The organism is Streptomyces sp. MZ04 (assembly GCF_004684775.1).
Taxonomy (GTDB): Bacteria; Actinomycetota; Actinomycetes; order Streptomycetales; family Streptomycetaceae; genus Streptomyces.
The window spans coordinates 18,279-44,214 of record NZ_SRIC01000013.1 but is presented as its reverse complement, the minus strand read 5'-3'; the positions used below and the strand labels follow the sequence as shown (position 1 = coordinate 44,214).

The following is a 25,936-nucleotide window of genomic DNA, read 5'->3' as shown; positions in this document are numbered from 1 at the left end:
ACCCGTTGCTCCCGATCCACCCGGGGCGGCCGGCCGCTGGGACCGGCCGCCCCTGCCAGGCGCGGAACCTGCCAGGCGCGGAACCTGCCGGGCGCAGAACCTGCCAGGCGCAGAACCGGAAGAGAGCTCGTGACCACAACACTCAGCACGGCCGAACCCGCCGCACCGCCGCGGCAGGACGCCCGGCCGCCCCGGCGCCGCCGCCGGGAGACGGCGCTCACCAAGCGCACCCTGCTGCTGTTCGGCGGGCCGTTCGTGGCCCTGTTCGCGGCGATGTACATCGCGCCCATCGTCTACGCGACGGTGAGCAGCCTGTACGTCGTCAAGCGCTCGGGCCTGGGACTGACCGCGCCGACCAAAGAGTTCGACCCCCTGCACAACTTCGCGCAGGCCTTCGGCGACCACGACTTCCTCGCCGCGCTGGGACGCGTGGGCCTGTTCGCCGTCGTCCAGGTGCCCCTCATGCTGGGCCTCGCCCTCGGCCTCGCCCTGCTCATCGACGCCAAGTCGGCGCGCGGCAAAGGGCTTTTCCGTCTCGCGTCGTTCCTGCCCTATGCGATCCCGGGCGTCAGCGCGGCCCTGGTGTGGTCGTTCATGTACTCCTCCGAGTCCAGCCCGATCAACCATCTCCTCGAGCCGCTCGGCATCCAGATCCCGTTCTTCTCCAGCGGCTCGGTCCTGTGGTCGGTGGCGAACATCGTCACGTGGAGCTGGACCGGCTACAACATGATCATTATCTACAGCGCGCTGCAGCTGATCCCCGGCGAGGTGCTCGAGGCCGCGAAGATGGACGGCGCGTCCGCCCTGCGGATCGCCTGGAACATCAAGATCCCGGCCGTACGCAGCTCACTGGTGCTCACCGCGGTCTTCTCGATCATCGGCTCCGCGCAGCTCTACAACGAACCGACGGTGCTCCAGCCCATCTCCGGCGGCTCCGTCTCCTCGACGTTCACGCCGATCATGTCCGCGCAGTCGGCGGTGGCGGCCGGCAACTACCACTACGCCGCCGCCCAGTCGGTGATCCTCGCCGTCGCCGTCGGCGTGCTGTCCTTCGTCTTCTTCAAGCTGACCAACCGGGGTGACAAGGCATGAGCACCGCCGTGACGCGATCCGCAGGACCATCCGGGGCGCGCCGCACCGCCAAGACCGCGGCACGCCGGGAGACCACGGCCGCCGGCCGCGGCGTCGTCCTGACCCTGCTGCTGATCTCGACCGCGTACTTCCTCTTCCCGCTGTGGTGGCTGCTGGTCTCGGTGACCAAGCCGTTCGGCCGCCAATTCAGCGGCAGCGGCCTCTGGTTCGACGGCTTCGGCCTCTTCGACAACCTCAGCCGGCTGACCGCGCAGAGCGACGGCATCTTCTGGCGCTGGATGCTCAACAGCGTCCTGTACTGCGGCATCGGCGCGCTCGGCGCCACCCTGCTGTCGGCGATGGCCGGCTACCTCCTTGCCACGTACGAATTCCGGGGCAAGGGCGCGCTGTTCGGGGCGGTCCTGGCGGCCGTACTGGTCCCGAAGATCCTCTTCACGCTGCCGCTGTACCTGATGTTCTCCGAGATCGGCCTGATCAACAATCCGCTCGCCGTGCTGCTGCCCAGCATCGTCAGCCCGTTCGGCGTGTATCTGGCACGGGTCTTCGCCGCGCAGGCGGTGCCGGGCGAGGTGATCGAGGCCGGACGCCTCGACGGCGCGGGGGAGTTCCGCATCTTCCGCACGATCGCGCTGCCGATGATGCTGCCGGCGCTGGTGACGATCTTCCTGTTCCAGTTCGTGGAGATCTGGAACAACTACCTGCTGCCCGCGATGGTGTTGGGGGACGACCGGCTGCAGCCGGTGACCGTGGGTCTTGTGGGCTGGAACGCGTCTCATGGAGTGGCGGTTCCCGCGTCGTTGGTCGTGGTGGGCTCGCTGGTGTCGGTGGTCCCGCTGATCGTGGCGTTCGTGGCGCTGCAACGGTTCTGGCGCGCGGGCATGACGGCGGGCGCGGTCAAGTGAGGTGGCCGGTGGCCGGACCGGCCCGAAAGCCGTCCGCATCCGGGCGATAGCGTGCTCCGATGACCTGGCGAGAACCAACGCATCGGACCGTGGACGGGGAGACGATCGACGGGGCCTGGTGTCACGTCTGGCGGCGTGGCCCGTGGGACGACCGCTACTTCCTCGAGGATCTGATCGTCTTCGCGGACGGCGCGGTCAAGTGCGAGGAGTGGACCGATCTGCCCGGCCTGGAGAAGCTGCTCGCATCGGGCGGCATCGCGGTCACGCAGCCGGGAGCGGCAGAGGTTCCCGCCCCGCCGTCGAAGTGGGCCGCCCGATACGGCGAACCACTGACCCCGCAGGGATTCCTCCTCGAGGCCGCCGACAAGGTCGAAGAACTCAGCGGGCGGCCCACGGCCGCGCAGCGCTGCCAGGAGGCGATCCGGCGCTTCCGGCAGGACCCGGGCGAGCCCAACCGCACCATGCTGCGAGAGGCCTACCTCGCGGTGCCACCGCACCTGCGTGTCTTTGTCCTCGGCGACATGGACCACCAGGACCGCCCGCTGCGGATTCTGCTGACCGAGGTGGGAGAAGCCGTCGACGGGGACGGCCCGGTGGCGACGCCGGACATGCACCAGCAGGCCCTGGACTACTTCCATCGGTTGGAACAGGCGGTCGCACGGGCGCAGGAGCAGCGCGAGGAGCGGTACGCCGACGATCCCACCGAGGCGGGCCAAGCCGCCTTCTCCTCGCTGGAAACCGTCTACCCGCAGGGCTGGCCGGAGGTGCTCGGCCCGTTCGTGCTGCGCAACGAGTACCCGGTACCGGTGGTGTTCGCCGGCGAAACCTACCCCTCCGTGCTCCACGCCTACTGGGCTCTGTCGGCGGCCGACCCTCGCGACCACGACCGGATACGGGATGCGCCGAGCGTTCGGGAGGCGCGCGAGACGGGCGCCCGGGTGGAGCGGAGAGCGGATTGGCCCGCTGCGCGACCGGCGGTCATGGACGGTCTGCTGGACGCGAAGTTCACGCAGCACCCCGAGCTCGCCGAGATCCTCCTGGCCACCGGGGACAGCGTGATCAGCTACACCGGCCTGTCGGACTCCCCCTTCTGGCGGGACGCCGGTGACGGCCGCGGCCGCAACTGGGTGGGCCGCCTGCTGGAGTTGACCCGCTCCCGGCTCGTCGCCCGGCGGGCGTTCCCGCAGTGACGGGATGCTCAGCCGTGGGACCGGGTGCGGTCGGCGATGCCCTGGGTGAGGGTTTCGGCGAGGTCCTCGAGGTTCCATTTCCCTTTCCGGTAGGCGTGGTTGCTGACCCAGTAGACAAGTACGCCGAGGTGGTGGGCGGGGTGGTGGCGGACGGCGTGTTCACCGACACCCAGGAGGTCAGCCGAACAGAGACGGTCAGGGGTGGCTGAGGATCCCCAGCAGCCGGGTGACTTCCGTGGCGACGGCTTCGCGGGCGGGGCCGAGGTATTTACGGGGGTCGGAGAGGTCCGGCGCAGCGGCGAGGTGTGTGCGCACCGTACTGGTGAAGAGCTTGTTGAGGTGGGTGGCTATGTTCACCTTCGTCATACCGGCCGCGATGGCCTTGCCCAGGTCGGTGTCGCTGACGCCGGATGAGCCGTGCAGGACGAGGGGGACGGCGAGGGCGGTGTGGAGCCGCTGGATGAGGTCGAAGTCGAGGGCGGCGTCGCGGGTGTGCATGGCGTGCGAACTGCCGACGGCCACGGCGAGCGCGTCGACGGCGGTGGCATCGGCGAACGCACGGGCCTCGTCGGGGTCGGTGCGGACGCCGGGCGCGTGGGCGCCGTCCTTGCCGCCGATCTCGCCGAGCTCCGCCTCGACCCAGACGTCTGCGACGTGGCAGTACTCCGTGATGGAGCGGGTGGCGGCGACGTTCTCCTCGTACGGGAGCTTGGAGGCGTCGAACATCACGGAGGTGAAGCCGAGTTCGACGGCTTCACGGACCAGGTCGGCCGATTCGGCATGGTCGAGGTGGACGGCGACGGGGACGTCCGCGGCGCGGGCGATGGCGAGCGTGGCAAGGGCGAGCGGGGCCAGGGCGCCGTGGTAGCGGGCGGTGTTCTCGCTGATCTGGAGGATGACGGGCCGTTGCGCGTGTTCCGCACCGGCGACGATGGCTTCGGCGTGCTCGATCTGGACGACGTTGAAAGCACCGACGCCCGAGCGCTGTTGGCGGGCGGCGTGGGTGATGGTGCCGGTGGGGGAGAGGGGCATGGGGCTTCTCCAGAGGAATGACGGCTGAACGGGTGCGGGGCGTCGGGGACTTGGCCGGGAAGGGCGGGTGAGACGTCGGGCCGGGCGCGTGCACACGGCCCGACGTCTCACCACGAACGCGGGACCGCCACCACCCGGTCGGTTCAGGCCTGGCCGTCGTCGAGGATCACGGAGCGGGTCAGGTTGCGCGGGCGGTCCGGGTCGTATCCGCGGTCCTGCGCGATGAGGACCGCCAGACGCTGTACGAGGATCAGGTCGGCCAGCGGATCGAGGCCGCCCGCGGCCTCGGAACCGGCGACGAAGACGCCGCCGACCTTCGCGACGTCGTCGGCCAGGCCCTGCGGAGCGGTCCCGAACAGCCACGCCACCCGGTTCGGCCCGGTGATGCTGATCGGCCCGTGCCGGTACTCCATCGCCGGATACGCCTCGGTCCAGGCGCCCGCCGCCTCGCGCATCTTGAGCCCGGCCTCCAGCGCGAGCCCGTAGGACCAGCCGGTGCCGAGGAAGGTGAACTGCTCGGCACCGCGCAGGTCGTCGCCGATCGGGGCGTCGACGGCGCGCTGCGCGTCCTCGATCGCACCGGCTATGGGGCGTACCCCCTCCGGCAGGGCGCCCTCCGCCTCCAGATGCGCGCGGAGCAGGGCGAGGACCGTGGTGGCGAAGCGCGTCTGGACCACCGACTCCTCGTCGGCGAAGTCCAGGACGGCGACGGTGTCGGCCAGGTCCATGACGGCGGTGGCGGGATCGGCGGTGATCGCCGAGGTCGCCACGGTGCCCTTGAGGCGGGCGAGCAGGTCCAGGACCTCCGTCGTGGTCCCGGACCGCGTGATGGCAAGCACCCGGTCGTAGCCACGCCCGGTCGGGAACTCGGACGCGGCGAAGGCGTCCGTCTCGCCGTGCCCGCCGGTCTCCCGCAGCTGCGCGTACGCGAGGGCCATGAACCACGAGGTGCCACAGCCCACGACGGCGACGCGCTCACCGCGCCGGGGCAGGGCCGCGGAGAGCGAGTCGGCGGAAGCGGCGGCCTGACGCCAGGTGTCCGGCTGGGAAGCGATCTCCACGGAGGTGCGGCAGGTGTGCGGGGCGGCCATGACGGGTGCTCCTAGATGAGGGGACAAACGGACGACGACGGGACGTCTCCTGCGCCGAGCACGCTGTCGCATCGACATACGCAATGTCAAGAGTTGCTCGATAGGGCGCCAAAAATTGCAGAATCAAGCATAGTGGGTGTGTGCACTGTTCATGGTGGAGTGCTGTGCGGGGCTACGATCAGTGGCTGAGCCGGTGGACCGGACCGAGCGGGCAGGAGTCCGAGAACAATGTCCAAACGCGACCGCTGGAGCGCGCTGCTTGAACTGCTGGCCGCCGAGGGCCGGTTGGACGTCGAGGAGGCCGCGAGCGCCCTCGACGTCTCCAGCGCCACCATCCGCAGGGACCTCGACGAACTGGCCGAGCAGCAGATGCTGGTCCGCACACGCGGCGGCGCGGTCGCCCACGGCGTCTCCTACGAACTGCCGCTGCGCTACAAGACGTCCCGGCGCGCGCCCGAGAAGCAGCGCATCGCCGCGGCGGCCGCCGACCTCATCGGCGACGGCGAGGTGGTGGGCCTCAACGGCGGCACGACCACGACCGAGGTCGCCCGGGTGCTCGCGCTACGGGTCGGCGGCAGCCGGCGGGACGGCGCCGACGCGGGAGCTCCCGTACCCTCCGCGCCCGCGCTGACCGTCGTCACCAACGCCCTCAACATCGCCGCTGAACTCGCCGTCCGCCCCCAGGTCAAGATCGTGTCCACCGGCGGGGTCGCCCGCCCGCAGAGCTACGAACTCGTCGGACCGCTGACCGGCGGCGTACTGAAGGAGGTCGTGCTCGACGCCGCCGTTCTCGGCGTCGACGGCGTCGACCCGCACCTCGGCATCATGGCGCACCACGAGGACGAGGCCGGCGTCAGCAGACTCTTCACCGAGCGGGCCAACCGCGTCATCGTGGTGACCGACTCGTCCAAACTGGGCAAGCGCGCCTTCGCCAGAATCTGCGACCTCGCCCGCGTGGACACCCTGGTGACCGACGTCAACATCTCCCCGGAAACCGCCGCGCGCCTCACGGACGCGGGCGTGAAGGTGATCGCGGTGTGAGGCCTCATCGAGGCACGACCGGTGCCACCGGCCGATGCGTGGACGCCCGGGACCGTCCTAGGATCCGGGTGTGGCAGACATTTCGGATGAATTGATCAGGCTGGCACACCGGGCCGAGGAGGAGCGCGCGCAGCTCGCGGGCCTCGAGGGTGAGGAGTACGAGGTGCAGAAGCGCCGGTGGCGTGAGGCATCGGGGTTGGCCCAGGCGGCCATCACGCATCATGCGACGGCGACCGAACAGGACAGCTCCGAGGTCGAGAAGGCGGTGCGGCTGGCCGTCCGCCGGGCGGAGGAGGATCCCGCCGAGTAGCCGGCGGCGAAAGGCCGCTCACCGCCTCGGGCGCAGAGAACGTCGGCTGAGGACCGCCACGTCGTTGTTCATGCCTACGACAAGGCCACCGTCCGAGGCGAAGGAGACAGCGCGGGGGCTGGGTACCCGTATGAGGCTTACGCGCTCGCCCGTGCGCAGATTCCAGACGCCCACCGTGTTGTCACGACGTCCGCAGGTGGCGGCCATGGGGGTGCCGTCGGCAACGGAGCAGGCGACCGCGGACACGCCACGGGTGTGGCCGGCCAGAGGTTCACCGACGCCCGTCCCGGTCCGCAGGTCCCACATCCGCAGACCGCCGTCGTTGCTGCCGGTGACAGCGACGGGGGTGCCGTCCACGGACGTGCACGCGAGCGCCGACACACCTCCGGTGGGGCCCGGCAGCGGCTCCCCGCGGGCCTGGCCGGTGCGCAGATCCCACACCCGGACCCCACCGGCCAGACGTCCGCCCGTCACGGCAACCGGGATGCCGTCCACGAGCGTGCAGTCCACGGCCGAGACGCCACCCGTATGACCGATCAGCGGCGCGCCGATGGCCGTCCCGGTCCGCAGATCCCACACCCGCACCCCTGCCGTCCAGACGGCCACCGCCCGTGACGGCGACGGGAACGCCGTCCACGACGCGGCAGGTCACCGCGGACACCCCCTCGCTGTGGCCGAACCGCTTTCGGCCGATCATGGCGCCGGTCCGCAGATCCCAGACCCGCAGCGCACCGTCGCGCCCACAGGTGACGGCGACGGGAAACCCGTCCACCTCCACGCAGCCCACCGCCAACACGCCGTCAGGATGTCCGGCCAGCGGCTCGCCCATGGCGGTGCCGGTCCGCAGATCCCACACCCATGCCGCGCCGCCGCAGGTGACCATAACGGGAGTACCGCCCACATCCGTGCACGTCAGCGCCGAGACGACACCGGTGTGACCGACCCGGGGCCCGCCGCCGACCGTGCCCGTCCGCAGGTCCCACACCCGCACCGCACCCTCGGCGTCGCCTGTGACGGCGACCGGGCCACCGTCCGAATCGGTGCATGCCACCGCCGTCACGGCGTCGGCATGGCCGGTCAGGGTGTCGCGCAGAGCCGGCGTGAAGCCGCTGCCCGTGGCCCAGACCGGAGTCCAGTCACCTTCCGGAATGCGGCAGGTCAACTCCTCCCGCAAGGCGGAGGCGTCGGCGCGTGCGGCATCGAGCGCGAGCACCTGGCGGCGTACCGCCGGAGCGGTGGGGGCGTGGATGCCCAGCGACGTGCGGTAGACCGCAGCGGTCAGGCGGGCACTGTCACTTCGGGCCCGGTGGAGGTACCGCGAGGCGAACACCTCACTGCCCGGTGCTGCGCCTTGGGATCGGGCGGAGGGGATGACCAGGCCGGTCTCCTCGTCATGCCGGATGGTGCGCAGCGACAGCTCGGTCCGCGCGGCGACCCCACCGATCTGCTGGTGCTCGCTGCTCACGTGGACACCCGGGTAGAGTGCGTCTCCCTCGCCATCAGCCGTGTCGGGGCCGACGACGCCCCCGGCGAAGACCGATGCCGGCAGGAGAGCAGGGGAGCAGGAGAGAGAGCGTGCGCATGCCCCAGACGCCCAGCGCCGCCGCCTGCCCGCCGTGATCCTTCGCCCCTGACGCAGCCGCGCACACCCCGCTCGCGCCGCTGCTGCCTTCTGACTTCGGCCCGCACCCGTACGTGGGCTTCGCGGGTGGCCGCCCCGGCCATCCGGCGCCTTCCGCACGCCCCCGACGACGGCCGGGTGTGCCCGAGCACGACAGGTACCCGTCTTGTCCACGTCCGCACTGTCCCCGGCCGCCCGCCTGCGCGGCCTGCGCCCCGACTGGCTGAACAACCCGAAGGTGTGGCGCACCGAGATCCTGGCCGGCCTCGTCGTCGGTCTCGCGCTGATCCCCGAGGCGATCTCGTTCTCCATCATCGCCGGAGTCGACCCCGCCATCGGCCTGTTCGCCTCGTTCACCATGGCCGTCACCCTTTCCGTCGTCGGCGGCCGCCGCGCGATGATCTCCGCCGCCACCGGCGCCGTCGCCCTGGTCATCGCCCCGCTCAACCGCGAACACGGCCTGGGCTACCTGGTCGCCGCTGTCATCCTGGCCGGTGTCTTCCAGATCGTCCTCGGAGCGCTCGGCGTCGCCAGGCTGATGCGGTTCGTACCCCGCTCGGTGATGGTCGGTTTCGTCAACTCCCTCGCCATCCTCGTCTTCGTGGCCCAGGTCCCGGAGATGCACGACGTGCCGTGGCCCGTCTACCCGCTCCTCGCCGGCGGCCTCGGGCTCATGGTGTTCTTTCCGAAGGTCACCAAGGCGATCCCGGCGCCGCTCGTCTCCATCGTCGTCCTCACCGTGATCACGGTCGCCGCGGGCATCGCGGTGCCCACGGTCGGCGACAAGGGCGAGCTGCCCTCGTCCCTCCCGGTGCCGGGCCTGCCCGACGTGCCCTTCACCATGGACACCCTGACCACCGTCGCGCCGTACGCCCTCGCCATGGCGCTGGTCGGTCTGATGGAGTCGCTGATGACGGCCAAGCTGGTCGACGAGATCACCGACACCCACTCCTCGAAGACCCGCGAGTCCATCGGCCAGGGCATCGCCAACATCGTCACCGGCTTCCTCGGCGGCATGGGCGGCTGCGCCATGATCGGCCAGACGATGATCAACGTGAAGGTGTCCGGCGCCCGCACCCGTCTGTCCACCTTCCTGGCCGGGGCGTTCCTGATGGTGCTGTGCATCGTCTTCGGCCCGGTCGTCTCCGACATTCCCATGGCCGCCCTCGTCGCCGTGATGGTCATGGTGTCCTTCGCGACCTTCGACTGGCACTCCATCGCCCCCAAGACCCTCAAGCGGATGCCCGCGGGGGAGATCGCCGTCATGGTCATCACGGTCGCCTGCGTGGTCACCACCGGCAATCTCGCCATCGGCGTCGTCGTCGGCTCCCTCACCGCCATGGTCATCTTCGCCAAGCGCGTGGCCCACCTCGCCAACGTCACCTCGGTCACGGACCCCGACGGCGGCAGCGTGGTCTACTCCGTCACCGGCGAGCTCTTCTTCGCCTCGTCCAACGACCTCGTCGGCCGGTTCAACTACGCCACCGACCCCGACAAGGTCGTCATCGACCTGACCGCCGCCCACATCTGGGACGCCTCATCGGTGGCCGCGCTGGACGCCATCGAGACGAAGTACGCCCAGCGCGGCAAGCAGGTCGAGATCATCGGCCTGAACAGCCCGAGCGCACAGATCCACGAAAAGCTCACCGGCGAACTCACCGGCAGCCACTGACCGAACCCATCCCTCGCGCGACGGCCGCCCTCGTCACGTCCGCCGCAGCACCCGCTGAAGCTGAGCGAGGCTCGGGGCACCGTCGGGCCGGCCGTGTTCGTCGCGGTAGATACGGCACGCGTAGCCGGTCGCGGTACCGGTCGCGGTACCGGGCGGGGCGAAGGGATCGGCGCCGTCGACGAGCAACGTGGGGGAGCCGTGCATGCCGAGGGCGGCGGCTTCCGCCTCGCCGTGGACCTCACACACGGGGATCTGACTGCCGAGTCCGCTCTCGATCTGCTCCAGGCGGCTCTTCAACAGGGCGACGTTCGGGCAGCCCGGCACGGCGAGCAGGGTCAGTTCCATGGCGTTCCTCCGTGCTGCCGGATCGGTGTGCGTCCGGCTCGACGGTACGAGACAGCTCTCACAGCCGCCGCACGCGCAGTACGGCGGTCAGCATCGGGAGGGTGAACTCGCCGTCGGCGGTCTCCGGCCTGCTCGCGAGGAACGCGCGGATCCGGCCGAGCGTGGCCGCACGTTCCTGTTCCGGCATGACCAGCATCCCCGCACGCGTCGCGAGAGTCGCACCGAGGGAGTCGGCGGTGCGGAGCTGCCCGTGCGGGAACTCGGCTTGCTCCGGCGAGCCGAACCGGGCGGCCACGCCGGTCTTCGGGAGGTGCATCTCTGCCGTCTCGGCGCGCCAGTCGGCGGGCGTGTCACGCGGGCCGATGGCTGCGCTCCCGCTGACCCGTGCGAGCCCGGCGACCCAGTCGACCTGGTCGTCCATGACGTTCCACAGGCCGGCCAGGATGCCGCCGGGTGCGAGGACCCTGGCGATTTCGGGCCCCGCGACGGCCATGTCGAACCAGTGCATGGCGTTGCCGGCCAGCACGACATCGACGGACGCGTCCGGCAGCGGTATCGCCTCGGCGCTGCCCGGCAGGGCACGGACAGTCGGCAGCGCTCGACGCAGCTCGGTCAGCATCGCCGGGTCGGGCTCGACCGCGACGACGTCGGCACCCAGCTCGACCAGCGTGGCGGTCAGCTTGCCGGTTCCTGCGCCGAGGTCGAGCACGCGCGCTCCCGGCGCGGGCTCAACCGCCCAACGCACCGCGGCTTGCGCGTAGTCCGGGCGGTGCTCGGCGTATGCGGCCGCAGCTGCACCGAACGATGAGCTGTGAAGTAACCGTTCACTTTTGTCCACGCGGTTACGTTAACTGCCACCAATCCGCGCAGCTACCCGCCTGCGGTCACGACGGCGACAGCCCTCGACTTGATAGGCAAGTGAGCATTTGCCTATCCTGTGGTCGTGGCCGACGACCTCTTCAAAGCCTTGGCCGACCCCACCCGCCGCATCATCCTCGACGAGCTCACGGAGAAGTCCGGACAGACACTGTTCGAGATCTGCTCTCGGCTGACCATGAAGCATCAGCTGGGCATCTCGCGCCAGGGGGTCTCCCAGCATCTTGCCGTGCTGGAGACCGCCGGGCTCGTCGAGACCAGGCGGGAGGGCCGCTACAAGTTCCACGACCTGAACACGGCCCCGCTGCGGCAGATCGCCGAGCGATGGCCCGTCCCCGACACCTCAGGACCGCAGGAGAGCACCCCATGAAGATCCACCTGACCAGCATCTTCGTCGACGACCAGGCCAAGGCCCTGCACTTCTACACCGAGATCCTCGGCTTCGTGAAGAAGCACGACGTCCCGGTGGGCGAGCAGGACCGGTGGCTGACCGTCGTCTCGCCCGAGGAGCCCGGCGGCACGGAACTCCTCCTCGAGCCCGCCGGCCACCCGGCCGCCAAGACGTACCGCGACGCGCTCGTCCAGGACGGCATCCCGCTCGCCCAGTTCGCCGTCGACGATGTGCAGGCGGAGTACGAGCGTCTGGACGGCCTCGGTGTCCGCTTCACCCAGGAGCCCCTGGAGATGGGCCCCGTCACCACCGCGGTCTTCGACGACACCTGCGGCAACCTGATCCAGATCGCGACGCAGCCGCAGTAGACGGCTCAGACGGCGTCCGTACCGTAGTGCGCGGCGACGTCTTTGGCGGAGGCCCACCGGCTGTACGTCGGCTCCTGTGGCCAACCGTCGGGCGAGTCCTGCCACTCCTCCTGGCGCCCGTACGGCAACAGGTCGATCAGCGCGAAGGTGTGACCGAGCTGCTCGACGCCACGGCCGGTGGTGTGCCAGGTGCGGTAGACGGTGTCGCCGTCGCGCAGAAACACGTTGACGGCGAATTCTCCACCGGGCGGTGCGCCGACATCGGTACCGAAGGGGCTGTTCGCGGTGGAATACCAGGTCATTCTGTTCCCGACCCGCCGTTTGTAGGCGAGCGCCTCGTCGATCGGACCCTGGGTGACGATGACGTACCGGGCATCGTAATTGTCCAGGAATTCCAACCGCGTGAACTGCGAGGTGTACCCCGTGCAGCCCGGGCACTGCCATGTCTCTCCGGGAAACCACATGTGGTTGTAGACGATCAGCTGCTGCTTGCCTTCGAAGACGTCCGCCAGCCGAACCGGTCCGCCCTCGCCCTCGAGTGTGTAGTCGGGCATCTTGACCATCGGCAGGCGGCGGCGCTGGGCAGCGATCGCGTCGAGTTCGCGGGTCGCGGCCTTCTCGCGGGTGCGCAAGGCGTCGAGCTGCTGCTGCCAGGTGTCGGCGTCGACGACGGGCGGTAGTGCGTTGGCGCTCATGGTCCCCTCACTGATCCTGGGTGAAACTTTTGCGGTGTACGTGTGTAGACCTCGCCCGGTCGTAGAACTCATCGGTGTCAGGCAATTGCCTGCCACTGCCTGCTTGGACCTGAAGCCCCTGGGGTGAGGCATGATGCCGGCATGAATGATCATCGGGGGCAGTACCAGAATCATGCTCAGCAGCAGGCACCGTACGGCGGGCAGGCACCACCAGCACCGCATCCCTACGCGAACCAAGCGCCCTACGGGCAACCCGCGCCCTACGGGCAACCCGCGCCCTACGGGCAACCCGAGGCCTACGGGCAACCCGCGCCCTACGGGGCACCGACCTCGTACGGATCGCCGAACTCCCCGGCCTGGACACCCGCTTCAGGGCAGCAGACCCCACCGAGCCAGCTGCCAGCCCTCGCCGGGGAGGCACGCCGATACCTCGCAGTGGCCGTCGACCTGGTAGTCGCTCTGTACGGCGCGGTGGCGATCGCCGACCTGGTCCCGGAGACCAGGCCGTGGTGGACCCTGCTCGCCCTGATACCGGTGGTGTCCTTCACCAACCAGTGCGTCCTGACGGTGCTGTTCCGCGGCAGCATCGGGAAACTGCTCTTCGGTATCCGTGTGATGCGCGCCGCCGACGCGGGCCGCCCCGGCCCGATCCGTGCCCTGAACCGCTGGCTCGCCGGCCTGTGCTGGCTGCCGCTGCAGCCCTGGTACTGGCTGCGGGAGAACTTCGGCGGCAGCTCGGACAACTCGGTGAAGAAGAACTGGACCGGCGAGCTCTACGACACGGACATCGCCGGACTCCGCTCCGTACGCCGCAAGGACCTCTCCGCGTGGCAGCGGGCTCAGTGAGCCCCGCGCCTGCGGCAGGGATTCGGTCATCGGCACAACGTACTGCCGTAACTGGACGGGGGCGCTGGACTCAGGCATGCAAGGTGGGCCGGTAGACGAGCTCTTGGATGTGGCCGTCGAGCGTTCGGTGCTCGATCAGCTCGAGGTCGAAGTCGGCCGCGCCCTGGAAGATCGGGTCGAGCCCGGTCTGACCGGTGATCACAGGGAACAGCGTCACCTGGACGCGGTCGACCAGACCGGCGGCCATCAGCGCCCGGTTCATCGACAGGCTGCCGTGCGAGCGCAATGGGACCTCGGACTCCTCCTTGAGCCGAGCGACGACGTCGACGGCGTCGCCGCTCTCGATGTTCGCATCCGGCCAGTCGAGGGGGCCTTCCAGCGTGGTCGACACCACCGTCGCCGGCAGGCTCCTCATCCGGGTGACCCAGGGATCACGCACCTCGGACTCCTCGGTGCTCGAGGCCAGCATCCGTGCGAACAGGCGGTACGTGTTGGCCCCGAAGACCATCCGCTGCTCCTCGCCGTACAGGGCGAGGCGATGGTCCAGGAGCTCGGGGCCTTGCTTGCCCCAGTAGCCGGTCCAGTTGCCGCCGGCGCCGCCGAAGCCGTCGAGGCTGGAGAAGACGTCGAATGTGTAGGTGGCGGTCATGATGCCCTCCTCGAGTGCGGTTGGTCGCGTGTCGGGGATACAGACTGGAAACCAGAGCGAGACTCATCGCCCTGCTGCGACCATCCGCGGCTGGTCCGGGCGCCGGTCAAGCCCCTTGACGGGTTACACGGAACGCCGGATGCCCTTGTCGTCGCAGGGCAGGTCCGCGAGTTTGTGGTGGGTGAGGAAGTCGCGGGTGGCTTGCCGTTCAACCTCTGCGATCGCGGTGGGGTCGACGTTGATGGCGCCGCCGAAGGGCCGGTCGACGTCACGGATGATGCACAGCGTCGTCGTCAGGAGCGCGGTGATCACAGTGAGGGTAATGAGCTGACCGCGGTTGTTCCTGCGGGGCAGGCAGACGCCGAGAGCCACGACGGTGATGGTGAGGGTGGCGAGCAGGAACCAGAAGATGGCGCTGGGGACGCTGGCGGTGGCCTGCGTGAGGCGTTCCTCGCGTTCGTCGGACCGCTTGTTGTCGGCGGCGATCAGCATGCCGAAGACGGGCTTGCCTTCCAGATCACGGAAGGAATGGCGCAGGTCGGTCGACCAGACGCTGGGCGCGGCCGACCCGCTGCCGTCGTCGGCCATGGCGGGCCATTCCTGGGTGCGTACGGCACGTGCGTAGCAGACGGCGTCCGCCTGGATCCGTTTCTGCTCTGCCGCAGGCGCGTACTCGGCGATCTCGGCGAGCTGGTCGAGTGCGCGGGCCTCACCGCGCGAGGCGACCTCGGCCTTGCCGTAGGAGCCGTTGGCGGTGACCAGCACGAAAGCCAGCAGGAGGACGGTCAGTGTGAGCAACGGGCCGACGAGGTCCTTGACGGCCATGCCGGCGTCGTCGTCGGCCATCAGCCGTGGCCGCAGGAACCGGTTCGCCGCCAGCCCTGCGAGCAGAGCCACTGCGGCTACGACGATGACGAGGACCACGGATACCTCCTGAGCAGGCGAAAGATCCCGCCGTTCGCGGGAATCCGCCGTGATCATGACCTTCTCCGCGGCACCCGAAAGCGCGTAGGCGTTCGCTTGACCTCGAACGAGCGAACGGCTTGCGCCGGAAAGCCTCCTCGCAGGTTCACCGTGACCGACCGATGGACCCCGTCACGTCCCTGCCCGCGGCCGATGGACTGTCCGCCGGCGCGGGGCCTCGTCATCAGGGACGTACGCCCGGAGAGGAGCCGTCAGGGCGGCGGTGTTAAACAGTCGCCAAGTGCCCTTCCCCGTCAGGGATGTTCAGGACCGCGACCAGCAGCACGAACCTCGTATCGCGAGGGGACCACCCGCAGCGCGCCGGAATCGACCTCTCGGCAGGCCCGTTCCTGCGTCGGTCACCACCGCGTGGTCTCACCGATGAAGTCGGGGATCTCCACCGCACCACCCCGCGTCTTCGCGGCGTGCAGCACATAGTGCCCCACGGCCAGGTCGAGGATCCCGAGGCCGAAGGGGGAGAAGACGGTGGGCTTGGCGGGGTCGAGGACCGCCTTGCCCTCGAGCAGCGCCCCCAGCGTGCCGGTGATGAAGTCGCGGGAGCCGGTGAGCTGTTCGGCCAGGTGCGGTGACGTCTGGGCCTTCAGGCAGTGGTCGACGTCGTCGACGATGTTGTTGCAGCCCAGCAGGAGCTCGGGGCTGAGGTCCCGCAGAGAGATGTTCAACAGTACCTGCCCCGGGCGCAGCGGCGTGTCGGCGGGTACGTAGGGCGTGGCCGCCGTGGTGGCGAAGACGACGAGATCGCGGGTCAGGGCCTCGGCCAGCGTTCCCGTGGTGGCCGGGGCCCCGAACTGGTCGGCGGCGTGCCGGGTGAGATGGCCGGCGCTGGTTGCGTCGAGGTCGTGCACGAGCACGTCGGAGACGGCGACGCCGTTCGCCTTGAGGTAGTCGAGAATCGTCCGGGCGATGACGCCCGCTCCGACGACCGCGACACTGACCTCCCCCTCTCCCGATGCCAGTTCCCGGGCCGCGACGGCCGCCGAGGCCGCGGTGCGGGCCGCGCTGATGCCGGCCGCCTCCAGACAGGCGAGGGGATACCCCGTGGCGTAGTCGTTCAGGAGGAGTGTGGCGGACGCCCTCGGCAGGCCCTGCTCGATGTTGTCGGGGAAGCTCGCGATCCACTTCATTCCGATGGTGTCGACCTCGCCTCCGAGATAGCAAGGCAGCGCGATGACACGGGAGTTGGGCTTCTCGGGGAAGCGCAGGAAGTAGCTGTCCGGGTTCACCGAATTACCCTGCTCATGGGCCATGTAGGTCTGCGTGACGATGCGCAGCACGTCCTTGTGGGAGTCGGCGAGGATGCCGGACACCGCCGAGCCGGGGATCACGGAGAAGGTCGTCACGGGTGGTTCTCTCTTTCTGTGCTGGTGAAGTGTCAGCGCTGGTGAAGTGTCAGCCGGCGGTGGCGTGGCCGAGACCGGCCAGCTGGGGAGTCGGGGCGTAGCGCTCGGTGACCCAGCTGTCGGAGTAGACGGTGTCCAGATACTTGTCGCCCATGTCGGGAGAGATGGCGGCGACCCGGTCGCCGGGGGTGAGCGTCGGGGCGAGCTCGCGCACGGCGGCGAGTACGGTCCCGGTAGAGCCCCCTACGAGCACTCCGTACCGCGTGGCGAGCAGCCGGCACATGGCGACGGTGTCGACCTCCTCGATCTGCACCTTCTCGAAGGCGTCGCTGTCGACGAAGATCTCGGGCCGCCTGCTGGTGCCGAGGCCGGGGATGAATCGTGGTGCCGCCGCGGTGCCGAAGGTGACCGAGCCCACGGTGTCCACCGCGATGATCCTGGTGCGGGGGCTGTGTTCGGCGAAGTACTCCACACACCCCATCAAGGTGCCCGTGGTGCCCGCCCCGACGAAGAGCGCGTCGATGTCGCCCAGTTCCTTGTGCACGGCCTGCGCGGTGCGCTCCCGGTGGGCGCGGACGTTGGCGGGGTTGGCGTACTGGTTGAGCCACACCAGTCGCGGCTCGTCGGCGAGCCGTCGGCGGAGGTAGTCCAGGCGGGTCCGCAGATAGCCGCCGTGCGTGTCCCGGCGGGTGACCTCGACGACGTCGGCACCCAGGCTCTCCATGACGCGGATGGCCTGTCTGGCCGCGTTGGGGTCGGTGACCACGGTCAGCGAGTAGCCGCGCGCGGCGCACACCACGGCAAGGGCGATGCCGAGATTGCCGGAGGACGACTCGATCAGGCGGGTGCCGGGGCCCAGCCTGCCTTCGGTCTCCGCCGCTTCCACCAAGGCGGCGGCGGTCTTCAACTTGACCGACCCGGCCGGGTTCAGTCCCTCCAGCTTCAGGAGCACGCCCACACCGGGAACAAAGTCGGGCAGGCGCAGGAAGACGTCGTCGACGACCACGTCGGAGGCGCTCTCAAAGATCATTGCGGTGGGCCCTTCCGAGGCTCTTCTCGACGACGAGCGCGATCTCGGACAGGGGCGCGGGGGCGGCCATGGCCAGGTGCTCGCAGTCGATGTCGTGGTTGTCCACCCGGCCCTTGACGTAGGGCATCCACAGCCCGGCGAGCGAGTCCGCTCCGGGCTCACGTCCGGCGGTGAAGAACAGCAGGTCGCCGTCGAAGGGCGCCCGCGGCGGCTCCGTGCCGACACCGGCCTCGTTGCGATAGACGCCGAAGATCGCCTCGAGCACCGCATCGTCGAGGCCCGCCAACGACGAACCGGATTCGGCCAGTTGATCCGCCAGAGGCGAGCCGTCGGCGGCGAGCACCGCACGCAGCCGCTCCACCGTGAGAGGGGCGTCCGTACCAAGTGCGCTGTGGTCCAGGCCCAGTTCGTAGAGGATGTACGAGACGAACTCCTCCTCACCGGGAGAGGCGCTGTCCTCCGCCGATGGCCGGGCGTCGAGCATGGCGAGCAGATCCACCTCGTGGCCGAGCTCCCGCAGCCGCACCGCGACCTCATGAGCGATCCGGCCGCCCCAGGACCAGCCCAGGAGGTGGTACGGCCCCGCGGGCTGCACCGTGCGGATGCGCTCGATGTAGTGCTCCGCCATCTGCTGGATGGTGCGCGGTGCCAGGTCGGGGCGGCTGATGCCGAGCGCCTGGATGCCGTAGATGGGCACTTCGGAGTCGAGCAGCCCCACCAGCCGTGCGTACGGCCAGGCGAGGCCGCCCGCCGGGTGGATGCAGAACAGCGGAGGACGACTGCCTCGGGGGCGCAGCGGAAGCAGGACGCCGAGTCCGGCCTCGCGGTCCTCGACTCCGAGCCGGGCGGCCAGGGCCTGGACGGTGGGCGCCTCGAACAGCACACGGACGGGCAGGTCCACCTGGAGCGCCGCCCGGACCCGGGACGCGAGCCGGATGGCCAGGAGCGAGTTGCCGCCCAGGTCGAAGAAGCTGTCGTCGATCCCGGCCCGTTCGACGCCGAGGACTTCGGCGAAGAGCCGGCACAGGGTCTCTTCCCGCTCGTTGCGGGGCCGGCGGTTCGACGCGGCCGCCGTCAGATCGGGCGCGGGAAGTGCCTTGCGGTCCAGCTTTCCGTTGGGGGTCAACGGCAGCTTGTCCATGACCACGACGGCGCTCGGCACCATGTAGTCGGGCAGGGTCCGGCCGACATGGCTGCGTACGGAGACGGCCAGTTCGCCGGTACGCCGGGCACCTGCGGGGTCGTTGACCGCGGACTGCCACGGCCCGGCATCCGTGGGCACCGCGTATACATCGGTCAGCGTGCTGGATTCCTCCCGGGTGGGCAGGACGACGGCGTCGAAGGCGTGTGCCGTCGCCGACGACCAGGTGGTGTAGACGCCGCGGTCGTGCAGATGTCCCCAGTCGTGCACCGCTTCGGGGTCGACGGCGTCGGCCGGTGTCCGCGCCAGCAGGTCCCGGACCCGGGACAGCGGGGCCCCTTCGGCCAGAGCTTCGGCCGCGGCGACCTCGGCGACGAGCCGCGCGTTGGGGATACCCGTGACGCGGACCGGCCCGTCGTGCGGAGCTGCCCGCGTGGCGAGCCCGTCGAGGCTGTGGACGTCCTGGCCCCAGACCAGCTCGGGCAGCCCGGCGCAGGAGGTGGCGGCCACGGACGCCTTGTGCAGCACCACTTCGTAGCGGTGCCGGGTGAGTTCGTTGTGCGGCCTGCCGCGCTTGAGGCGGATGTCGACGCCGGAGATCCTGCCGCCCGACCGCTCCGCGAGTTCGGTGAAGAACCGCGGCTCGATGACGAGTTCCCGCTCCAGGAGCATGGCGCGCTCCACCACGGTGGCCAGACGGCCCGAGTCCTGCCCCGCCGGAGCGCCGCCCGCCTGGATCGCCGTGTGGAAGGCGCGCAGGGTCTGCGCCCTGCGTACGTCCCCGATGAAGATGCGGCCGCCAGGAGCCAGCAGTTCGAGGGCCTGCTCGATGACCTGCTGGAGGTAGGCGCCGTTGGGGAAATACTGCACGACGGAGTTGATGACGACGGTGTCGAAGTATCCGGTCGGCAGCCCGTCCGTGACGTGGGCCGGCTGACTGCGCAGCCGTACCTTGTCACCGAGCCCCTGCTCCCGGACGTGCGCCTCGAGCAGCTCGATGGCTGTCGGAGACAGGTCGATGCCCCAGTACTCCTCGACCCGGTCGACCAGCTCGGCCAGGATCAGGCCGGAGCCGACGCCGATCTCCAGCACGCGCACGGGGTCCTGTTCCGCGATGCGCCGGATCACCTCGCCGCGCCACTGCCGCATCTCGGACAGCGGGATCGGGTCGCCGGTGTAGCTCGAGTCCCAGCCGCCGAAGTCCTCGCCGAACGGGGGCGGAGCGGTGTCATCGGTGTCGATGGCCTCGTGCACCTCGAGCCATTCGTCGAGCTGCTGTTCCGCCACGTCGTCGGCTCGGCCTTCCTGACCGTCCGGGTGCGTGGTCGGCACCACGTACGCGACGAGCTGCTGATTGCCGAGCGTGTCCTCCCGGGTGACGACGGCACCCTGGTCCACCGCGGGATGCCGTTGCACCACGGATTCGATCTCACCGAGTTCCACCCGGAAGCCCCGCACCTTGACCTGGTCGTCGGCGCGGCCCACGTACTGGAGGTTGCCGTCGGGCAGCCAGCGCACGAGGTCACCGGTGCGGTACATGCGCTCGCCCGGCTCGCCGAAGGGGCAGGGCAGGAAGCGGTCCGCCGTCAGCCCCGCCTTGCCGAGATAGCCGCGGGCCGTCCCGGCGCCCGCCAGGAAGAGTTCACCGACCGTGCCCACCGGCACGGGGGAGAGGCTCGCGTCCAGGACGTACGCGCGGGTGTTCCACACCGGGCGGCCGATGACCTGGCCGCGGGGACCGTCGAGCCGGTGCGACGTCGCGTCGACGGTGTACTCGGTCGGCCCGTAGTAGTTGTACGTGACGGTGTCCTGCGCCGCCGTCAGCTCGTCCAGCAGCGACGCCGACATCGGTTCTCCGCCCACCAGGAGCACCGCGGGACGGTGTCCGGTGAGCATCCCCGCCCCGACCAGCTGTTCGGCGAAGGACGGGGTGACGTCCACGACGTCGATGCGGGCGGCCGCCACGTAGTCCACGAACGCGACGGGGTCGTAACGCCGTTCGTCGTCGATGACGTGCAGTTCATGGCCGTCGAACATCCACAGCAGACCGGCCACCGAGGCGTCGAAGGAGATGGACGCGGCCAGCGCCACCCGGAAGCCGCCGACCCCGGAAGCGGCCCTCTCCCTGCGGTACAGCTCGGCACGGTGGTCGTGGAAGAGGTTGACCACATTGCGGTGGGGAACCACCACGCCCTTGGGCACACCCGTCGACCCGGAGGTGTAGATGACGTAGGCGGCGTTGGCCGCGGTGAGCGGGGCGGAGCGCGCGTCGTCGTCGAGATTGGTGGCGCTCTGCCGTGACAGCGACTCGGCGGTGTCCGGAGCGTCCAGCGTCAGCACGGCGAGGTCGTCGGGCAGCACGGAGCGCAGCGTGCCGGTCGTGACGACCAGGGCCGGATCGGCGTCGGAGACGAGCTGCGCGATCCTCGCCGCAGGGTAGTCGGTGTCGATCGGCACATAGGCGGCACCCGACTTGAGGATCGCCAGGACGGTGGTCACGAGGCCGGTCGAGCGGGGCAGGGCAAGGCCGACCAGGCGCTCGGGTCCCGCGCCGTGCTCGACAAGGACTCGGGCGACCCGGTTCGCCTCGGCGTTGAGCTGCGCGAAGGTGAGGCGCTCACCCGCCGCGACCACGGCCACCGCGTCCGGGGTGCTCGCGGCCTGTGCCTCGAAGATGTCCACCAGTGTGCTGTCGGGCACGTCGTGGGAGGACTCGTTCCACTCCACGAGGACCTGTGCCCGCTCGCGCGGATCCAGCACGTCGACCGCGGACAGCGGCTGTGTCGGATCAGCGGCGACCGCTTCGATCAGCCGCACCAGCCAGCCCAGAAGCCGCTGTGCCGTGTCCCGGTCGACGGTCTCGGGCTGGTGGTCGAGGCACAGCCGCAGCTCGTCCCCCGGGAAGACCGTCAGGCCGAGGGGGTAGTGCGTGGCGTCGACGCTGTACGCGTCGACGAGCCGTATCTCGTCGGCCGTCGACTGCTCCGCGGCGGGGGCGGTCGGGTAGTTCTGGAACACCATCAACGTGTCGAACAGCGCGCCGATGCCGGCCTGCTGCTGGATCTCGGTCAGGCCGAGATTCTGATGCGGCAGCAACTGCCCCTGACTCTGCTGGAGTTGACCCAGCAGCTCCACCAGAGGCGCCTCGGGGCTCGCCTTCAGCCGCGCCGGTACGGTGTTGATCAGAAGGCCGATCATCCGCTCGACGTCCTGGACCTCGGCGGGCCGGCCGGAGACGGTGACGCCGAAGACCACGTCGTCCCGCCCGGTGAGGCGGGACAGAGCCATCGCCCAGGCACCCTGTACGACGGTGTTCAGGGTGAGGCCGTGCCGGCGGATCTGCGCGGTCAGCGCTCGGGTCGACGCCTCGTCCAGGCGCGCCTCGAGCGTGTCCGGCAGTGTCGGGGCCCGGCCCGCGTCCGCCGGTGCCACGAGCGTGGGCTCGTCCAGGTCGGCCAGTGACTGCCGCCAGGCCCGGCGGGCCGCGTCCCAGTCCTGCCCGGCCAGCCACGCCAGGTAGTTCTTGTAGGGGGCCGCCGGAGGCAGGCCGGTGCCGTCACCGCCCTGCCGGTACAGCGTGAGCAGTTCATCGATGAGGACGGGAATCGACCAGCCGTCGAGAAGGATGTGGTGATGGGTCATCACCAGACGCCAGTTCCGCTCGGCATGGCGGATCAGCATGAAGCGCAGCAGCGGCGGCCGCGCCAGGTCGAACCGATCCTCCTGGTCCTCGCTCATCAGCCGCGACATCTCGGCTGAACGCCCGGCGTCGGGGAGCGACGCCAGGTCGAACTCCCTGAGCAGTACGTCCACATGGGCCGGAATCAGCTGGACCGGGACGCCCCGTCGGGTGCGGGTGCGGAAACAGGCCCGCAAGTTGTCATGGCGCGCGAACAGGGCCGCGATGGCGCGGCGCAGGGTGCCGGGGTCGACGTGCCCTGCCAGCTCGATCACCATCTGCGGCATGTACACATCGATGCCGTCGCCGTCGTACAGGGAGTGGAAGAGCATCCCCTCCTGCAGTGGCGACAGCGGCAGGATGTCGGTCAGGCCCGCGGTCTCACTCATTCCCACTCACTCACAAGGTCGTCGATTTCGTCCTGGCTCAGCGAGACCAGGGGCAGGTCAGAGGGTGTGTGTCCGCCCGCGTCGGGGCGTGAGCCGTGGAGGGCGATGCCCTCCACGGCCTCCACCCACAGGGCGGCCAGTTCGGTGGCCGCGTCGTCCGGGGCGTCCCCGGGCAGCCAAGTCCAGGTGGCGTCGAGCAGGGGCGCGCCGGAGGGGCCGCGCACGACCGTGGTGACCTCGAGCGCGTGGCCCGGGATCATCAGCTCCCCGCCGAACTCCGCCTGTGGCACGGGCAGTTGCCCCCCCGCTGTCTCGGTTCCGCCGCCTCGATGGCGAAAGCCGATCCACGGGGCGCCGCCGCCGGACGGTTCAGGGGCCGCGTGCGAACGCACCTGCTCCTTCACGCACTTGATGGCCTCACCGACCCGGACGCCGCCGGAACGGACCTCGTCCCAGGCAGGAAGCCCCGTGCCGAGCGCCATGTCGAACGCCACGGGGCGGGCGTCGGCGAGCAGCCCGACGGTCCGTCTCAGGTCGACGCCCGGGGCGAACGCGGCGCGGCCGTCGTCCTCCAGGTCGAGGAGTACGTTGCCGCTGTCCGACCACCCGGTGCGCCTGTGCCATTCGGCGACGGCGAGGGCGAGCCCGGTCAGCAGCATGTCCTGCGGCTCGGCCCGGAAGGCTTCGGGCACAGAGGTCAGCAGCGGGCCGCTTGTCTCCGCCGTAAGGCGGACGGTGAGCTCTCCTCGCGGCGCGCCGCGCTCGGTGCCGGGGCCGTCCGTCCCTGGCGCCGAGTCCGGCAGCATCCGCGCAGCCACGGCCCGCGCCTCGACGTCCGTACCGGTGGCTTCTTCCGCCGCGTGCCGTGCCCAGCGCCGGTACGAGGTTCCGGCCGGTGCGAGCACGACCGGTTCGCCTGCTTGCAGGGCCGCCCAAGCCGTCTCCAGATCAGTCAGGAGTACGTCCCATGACGTGCGGTCCACGACGAGGCGGTGCGCGACGAGTGCGAGGCGGGGGAGCCGGGGCGGCACTTCCTCGGCATGGAGCTGTACGGCGCACAGCACCCTGGCCCGTGCGGGATCCAGCGCGGCCGCGGCGCTCAGGATCGCCTTCTCTGTCACCGCCGCGTCCGCGTCCGCTGCGCTGATCCAGGCCTCTTGAACCGCGGCTTCGACGTCGACCGCGCCGGGCGGCAGCACCCGCGCGTCCAACTGCCGCGCGTCGTCGTCCCATTGCAGTCGCAGCGCGCCGTGATGGTCGATCACCGCCCGCAAGGCGGGGGCGAACCAGCGAGGGTCCCGATCGGCGGGCAGGTCGATGACCGCGGACTGCCAGGAGAGAGCGGGCCGGTTGGCGAAGGTGCCTGCCCTGATCACGGGTGGCGTCACGGGCACCGGCCCCAGTGCGTCCTCGGGCTCCTCGGCGCCCGAGCTCGCCGGCCGGGCGACGGGTTCCACGAGCGGCGCCAGATCCACCACGCTCTGGTGGGCGAAGACATCCGCGGGCTCCAGGACCCAGCCCGCCTGACGGGCCCTGGCGGAGAGCTGGATGGCCAGGATGCTGTCCCCGCCCAGATCGAAGAACCGGTCGTCGATGCCGACGCGGTCAAGGCCAAGCACCTGGGTGAACAGCGAGCAGAGCAGTTCCTCCCGAGGCGTCGACGGAGCTCGGCCGGACGTTCGCGCGGACAGCTCGGGGCTCGGCAGGGCCCGGCGGTCGAGCTTCCCGTTGGTGTTCAAGGGGAACGCGTCGAGCACGACCACGGCGGAGGGCACCAGATAGTCGGGGAGCTCCGCGGCCAGATGGCCGCGGAGTTCCGCGTGGTCGGGGGCCGCGCCCGGTGCCGCGACGGCGTAGGCGACCAGGCGTTTGCCGCCCGGCCCGTCATCCCGGGCCACCACCACGCTCGCGGAGACGGCGGCATGCCTGCTGAGCACGGTCTCGATCTCACCCGGCTCGATGCGGAAGCCACGGATCTTGACCTGCTCGTCCACCCGTCCGAGGAACTCGAGGTTGCCGTCCGGGCGGCGGCGTACGACGTCGCCCGTGCGGTACATGCGCTCGCCCGGTCCGCCGAAGGGGCAGGGCAGGAACCGCTCGGCGGTCAGCCCCGGCTGTCCCCGGTAGCCGCGCGCAAGGCCGGCCCCGGCGATGAACAGCTCGCCCGACTCGCCGTCCGGCACCGGCCGCAGCTCGTCATCGAGGACGTACGCACGGTTGTTCACGGTCGGTCGGCCGATCGGCGGGACGGACGGCCCGGCGGTCACCTCCGTGGCCAGGGCGTCGACGGTGGCCTCGGTGGGACCGTAGGCGTTGAACATGCGGCGCCCAGGGGCCCATAGGGAGACGAGTTCCGCGGTGAGCACGTCGCCCGCGGTGGCGATCGACTTCAGGGTCGGGTACGCGGCGGGTGGCAGCGCGGCGAGGACCTGGGGCGGAATCGTCACGTGGGTGGCGCCCGTCCGCTCGATGAGGTCCCCCAACTGGTGCCCGGACAGGCACTCTTCGGGCCGCACGATCAGGGACGCCCCGGAGGCGAAGGCCATGACCATGTCGCCGACCGAGCAGTCGAAGTTGAACGAGGCGAACTGCAGGACACCGTCACCGGCGACGATCCCGAACCGCTCGATGTGGTCGACGGCAAGGCTGGCCAGACCGCGGTGCGACACGACGACGCCCTTGGGCGCCCCCGTCGATCCCGAGGTGTGGATGATGTACGCGGCGTGATCCGGAATCAGGGGTGCCCTGCGCTCCGTGTCGGCCACGTCGTCGGCGGCCTGCCCGGCCAGTGCCCGGGAGGTCTCGTCGCCGTCGAGCACGACGACGTCCGTTCCGGCCGGCAGAGCGGCGGCGGTGTCCCGGGTGGCGAGGGCCAGCAGCGGCCGCGAGGAGTCCAGGAGGCCGGCGATGCGGACCTCTGGGTACCCCGGATCGACCGGAACCCAGGCGGCTCCCGCCTTGGAGACCCCCAGGATCGCGATGAGCGTCTCGGCCGACCGTGGCAGAACGAGCGCCACCCGCTCCTCGGGCCCCGCGCCGCGTGCGATGAGCAGGCGCGCCAACTGATTGGAGCGCTCGTTGAGTTCTCGGTAGGTGAACGCCGTCGTGTCGTATACGACCGCGGTGGCGTCCGGAGTACGCAAGGCCTGCGCCTCGAACATCCGAGGAAGCGTCAACGCAAGGCCGTCGCGGGCCGTGTCGTTCCCGTCGTGCGATATGCCGTCGCGAACGGCGGCAGACTGCAATGTCACC

At 70.3% G+C, this 25,936-nt stretch carries 22 protein-coding genes and 1 pseudogene; 10 read left to right on the top strand and 13 right to left on the bottom strand.

Annotated features, from left to right (window positions below; translation table 11 throughout):
* Positions 1-129: 129 nt before the first annotated feature.
* From E2651_RS05285 to E2651_RS05275, 3 genes are read left to right on the top strand one after another with little or no spacing between them, the layout of a single operon-like run.
* Complete coding sequence (locus E2651_RS05285; protein WP_135329805.1) at positions 130-1,092, top strand: sugar ABC transporter permease; 963 nt, start codon at positions 130-132, stop codon at positions 1,090-1,092.
* The gene (locus E2651_RS05280) at positions 1,089-1,994 is read left to right on the top strand and encodes a carbohydrate ABC transporter permease (RefSeq protein ID WP_135329804.1); all 906 of its coding nucleotides are present in this window, start codon (positions 1,089-1,091) and stop codon (positions 1,992-1,994) included. Before E2651_RS05285 ends, E2651_RS05280 begins: the two co-directional genes overlap by 4 nt.
* 59 nt (positions 1,995-2,053) lie before the next feature.
* Positions 2,054-3,184 carry an NADAR family protein gene (locus E2651_RS05275; protein WP_135329803.1) on the top strand — a complete coding sequence of 377 codons (1,131 nt, stop codon included), beginning with the start codon at positions 2,054-2,056 and terminating at the stop codon, positions 3,182-3,184.
* Between the two features lie 195 nt (positions 3,185-3,379).
* Here the strand turns inward: E2651_RS05275 and E2651_RS05270 are convergent, their stop codons facing one another.
* Positions 3,380-4,216: a class II fructose-bisphosphate aldolase gene (locus E2651_RS05270; protein WP_135329802.1), complete on the bottom strand. Its 837-nt coding sequence runs from the start codon at positions 4,214-4,216 to the stop codon at positions 3,380-3,382.
* A gap of 143 nt (positions 4,217-4,359) precedes the next feature.
* Positions 4,360-5,307: a sugar isomerase gene (locus E2651_RS05265; RefSeq protein ID WP_135329801.1), complete on the bottom strand. Its 948-nt coding sequence runs from the start codon at positions 5,305-5,307 to the stop codon at positions 4,360-4,362.
* 228 nt (positions 5,308-5,535) lie between these two features.
* On the opposite strand from E2651_RS05265, the gene E2651_RS05260 reads away from it, so the two are divergent.
* Complete coding sequence (locus E2651_RS05260; RefSeq protein WP_135329800.1) at positions 5,536-6,348, top strand: DeoR/GlpR family DNA-binding transcription regulator; 813 nt, start codon at positions 5,536-5,538, stop codon at positions 6,346-6,348.
* 70 nt (positions 6,349-6,418) lie between these two features.
* A complete protein-coding gene (locus tag E2651_RS05255) occupies positions 6,419-6,658 on the top strand; it encodes a hypothetical protein (RefSeq protein ID WP_135329799.1) in 240 nt (79 codons plus the stop codon).
* A gap of 18 nt (positions 6,659-6,676) precedes the next feature.
* Here E2651_RS05255 and E2651_RS45095 read toward each other — a convergent pair whose 3' ends face one another.
* A complete protein-coding gene (locus E2651_RS45095; protein ID WP_167828697.1) occupies positions 6,677-7,264 on the bottom strand; it encodes a hypothetical protein in 588 nt (195 codons plus the stop codon).
* A gap of 434 nt (positions 7,265-7,698) precedes the next feature.
* On the opposite strand from E2651_RS45095, the gene E2651_RS45090 reads away from it, so the two are divergent.
* Complete coding sequence (locus tag E2651_RS45090; RefSeq protein ID WP_167828696.1) at positions 7,699-7,926, top strand: hypothetical protein; 228 nt, start codon at positions 7,699-7,701, stop codon at positions 7,924-7,926.
* A gap of 80 nt (positions 7,927-8,006) precedes the next feature.
* Here the strand turns inward: E2651_RS45090 and E2651_RS45085 are convergent.
* Positions 8,007-8,123, bottom strand: a pseudogene (locus E2651_RS45085) (MerR family transcriptional regulator); the annotation flags it as partial.
* Between the two features lie 322 nt (positions 8,124-8,445).
* Here E2651_RS45085 and E2651_RS05245 point away from each other — a divergent pair.
* Positions 8,446-9,951 carry a SulP family inorganic anion transporter gene (locus E2651_RS05245; protein WP_135329797.1) on the top strand — a complete coding sequence of 502 codons (1,506 nt, stop codon included), beginning with the start codon at positions 8,446-8,448 and terminating at the stop codon, positions 9,949-9,951.
* 33 nt (positions 9,952-9,984) lie between these two features.
* On the opposite strand, the gene E2651_RS05240 is transcribed toward E2651_RS05245, so the two are convergent.
* Both E2651_RS05240 and E2651_RS05235 read right to left on the bottom strand, forming a co-directional pair.
* Positions 9,985-10,296 carry a hypothetical protein gene (locus tag E2651_RS05240; RefSeq protein ID WP_135329796.1) on the bottom strand — a complete coding sequence of 104 codons (312 nt, stop codon included), beginning with the start codon at positions 10,294-10,296 and terminating at the stop codon, positions 9,985-9,987.
* A 58-nt stretch (positions 10,297-10,354) separates the two neighbouring features.
* Entirely contained in the window at positions 10,355-11,134 is a 780-nt protein-coding gene (locus E2651_RS05235; RefSeq protein WP_135329795.1) for a class I SAM-dependent methyltransferase, read from the bottom strand.
* Between the two features lie 105 nt (positions 11,135-11,239).
* Between E2651_RS05235 and E2651_RS05230 the strand changes: the two genes are divergently transcribed.
* Both E2651_RS05230 and E2651_RS05225 read left to right on the top strand, forming a co-directional pair.
* Positions 11,240-11,542 (top strand): metalloregulator ArsR/SmtB family transcription factor, encoded by a 303-nt coding sequence (locus E2651_RS05230; protein WP_135329794.1) that lies wholly within the window; start codon positions 11,240-11,242, stop codon positions 11,540-11,542.
* Complete coding sequence (locus E2651_RS05225) at positions 11,539-11,931, top strand: VOC family protein (RefSeq protein WP_135329793.1); 393 nt, start codon at positions 11,539-11,541, stop codon at positions 11,929-11,931. Before E2651_RS05230 ends, E2651_RS05225 begins: the two co-directional genes overlap by 4 nt.
* 5 nt (positions 11,932-11,936) lie before the next feature.
* Here the strand turns inward: E2651_RS05225 and E2651_RS05220 are convergent, their stop codons facing one another.
* The gene (locus tag E2651_RS05220) at positions 11,937-12,626 is read right to left on the bottom strand and encodes a DUF899 family protein (RefSeq protein ID WP_135329792.1); all 690 of its coding nucleotides are present in this window, start codon (positions 12,624-12,626) and stop codon (positions 11,937-11,939) included.
* 141 nt (positions 12,627-12,767) lie between these two features.
* Here E2651_RS05220 and E2651_RS45910 point away from each other — a divergent pair, with 141 nt between their 5' ends.
* Positions 12,768-13,472 (top strand): RDD family protein, encoded by a 705-nt coding sequence (locus tag E2651_RS45910; RefSeq protein ID WP_135329791.1) that lies wholly within the window; start codon positions 12,768-12,770, stop codon positions 13,470-13,472.
* Between the two features lie 70 nt (positions 13,473-13,542).
* On the opposite strand, the gene E2651_RS05210 is transcribed toward E2651_RS45910, so the two are convergent.
* The 6 genes from E2651_RS05210 to E2651_RS05185 form a co-directional block, all read right to left on the bottom strand.
* Positions 13,543-14,121 (bottom strand): dihydrofolate reductase family protein, encoded by a 579-nt coding sequence (locus E2651_RS05210; protein WP_135329790.1) that lies wholly within the window; start codon positions 14,119-14,121, stop codon positions 13,543-13,545.
* A 123-nt stretch (positions 14,122-14,244) separates the two neighbouring features.
* Complete coding sequence (locus E2651_RS05205) at positions 14,245-15,102, bottom strand: hypothetical protein (protein ID WP_245238584.1); 858 nt, start codon at positions 15,100-15,102, stop codon at positions 14,245-14,247.
* A gap of 341 nt (positions 15,103-15,443) precedes the next feature.
* The gene (gene sbnB, locus E2651_RS05200; RefSeq protein WP_135329789.1) at positions 15,444-16,445 is read right to left on the bottom strand and encodes a 2,3-diaminopropionate biosynthesis protein SbnB; all 1,002 of its coding nucleotides are present in this window, start codon (positions 16,443-16,445) and stop codon (positions 15,444-15,446) included.
* Positions 16,446-16,494: 49 nt separating this feature from the next.
* On the bottom strand, positions 16,495-17,475 hold the full coding sequence (gene sbnA, locus E2651_RS05195) for a 2,3-diaminopropionate biosynthesis protein SbnA (RefSeq protein ID WP_135329788.1): 981 nt from the start codon (positions 17,473-17,475) through the stop codon (positions 16,495-16,497).
* Positions 17,465-22,684 (bottom strand): non-ribosomal peptide synthetase, encoded by a 5,220-nt coding sequence (locus E2651_RS05190; RefSeq protein WP_135329787.1) that lies wholly within the window; start codon positions 22,682-22,684, stop codon positions 17,465-17,467. Before E2651_RS05190 ends, sbnA begins: the two co-directional genes overlap by 11 nt.
* On the bottom strand, positions 22,681-25,845 hold the full coding sequence (locus E2651_RS05185; protein ID WP_135329786.1) for a non-ribosomal peptide synthetase: 3,165 nt from the start codon (positions 25,843-25,845) through the stop codon (positions 22,681-22,683). Before E2651_RS05185 ends, E2651_RS05190 begins: the two co-directional genes overlap by 4 nt.
* Positions 25,846-25,936 lie beyond the last annotated feature (91 nt).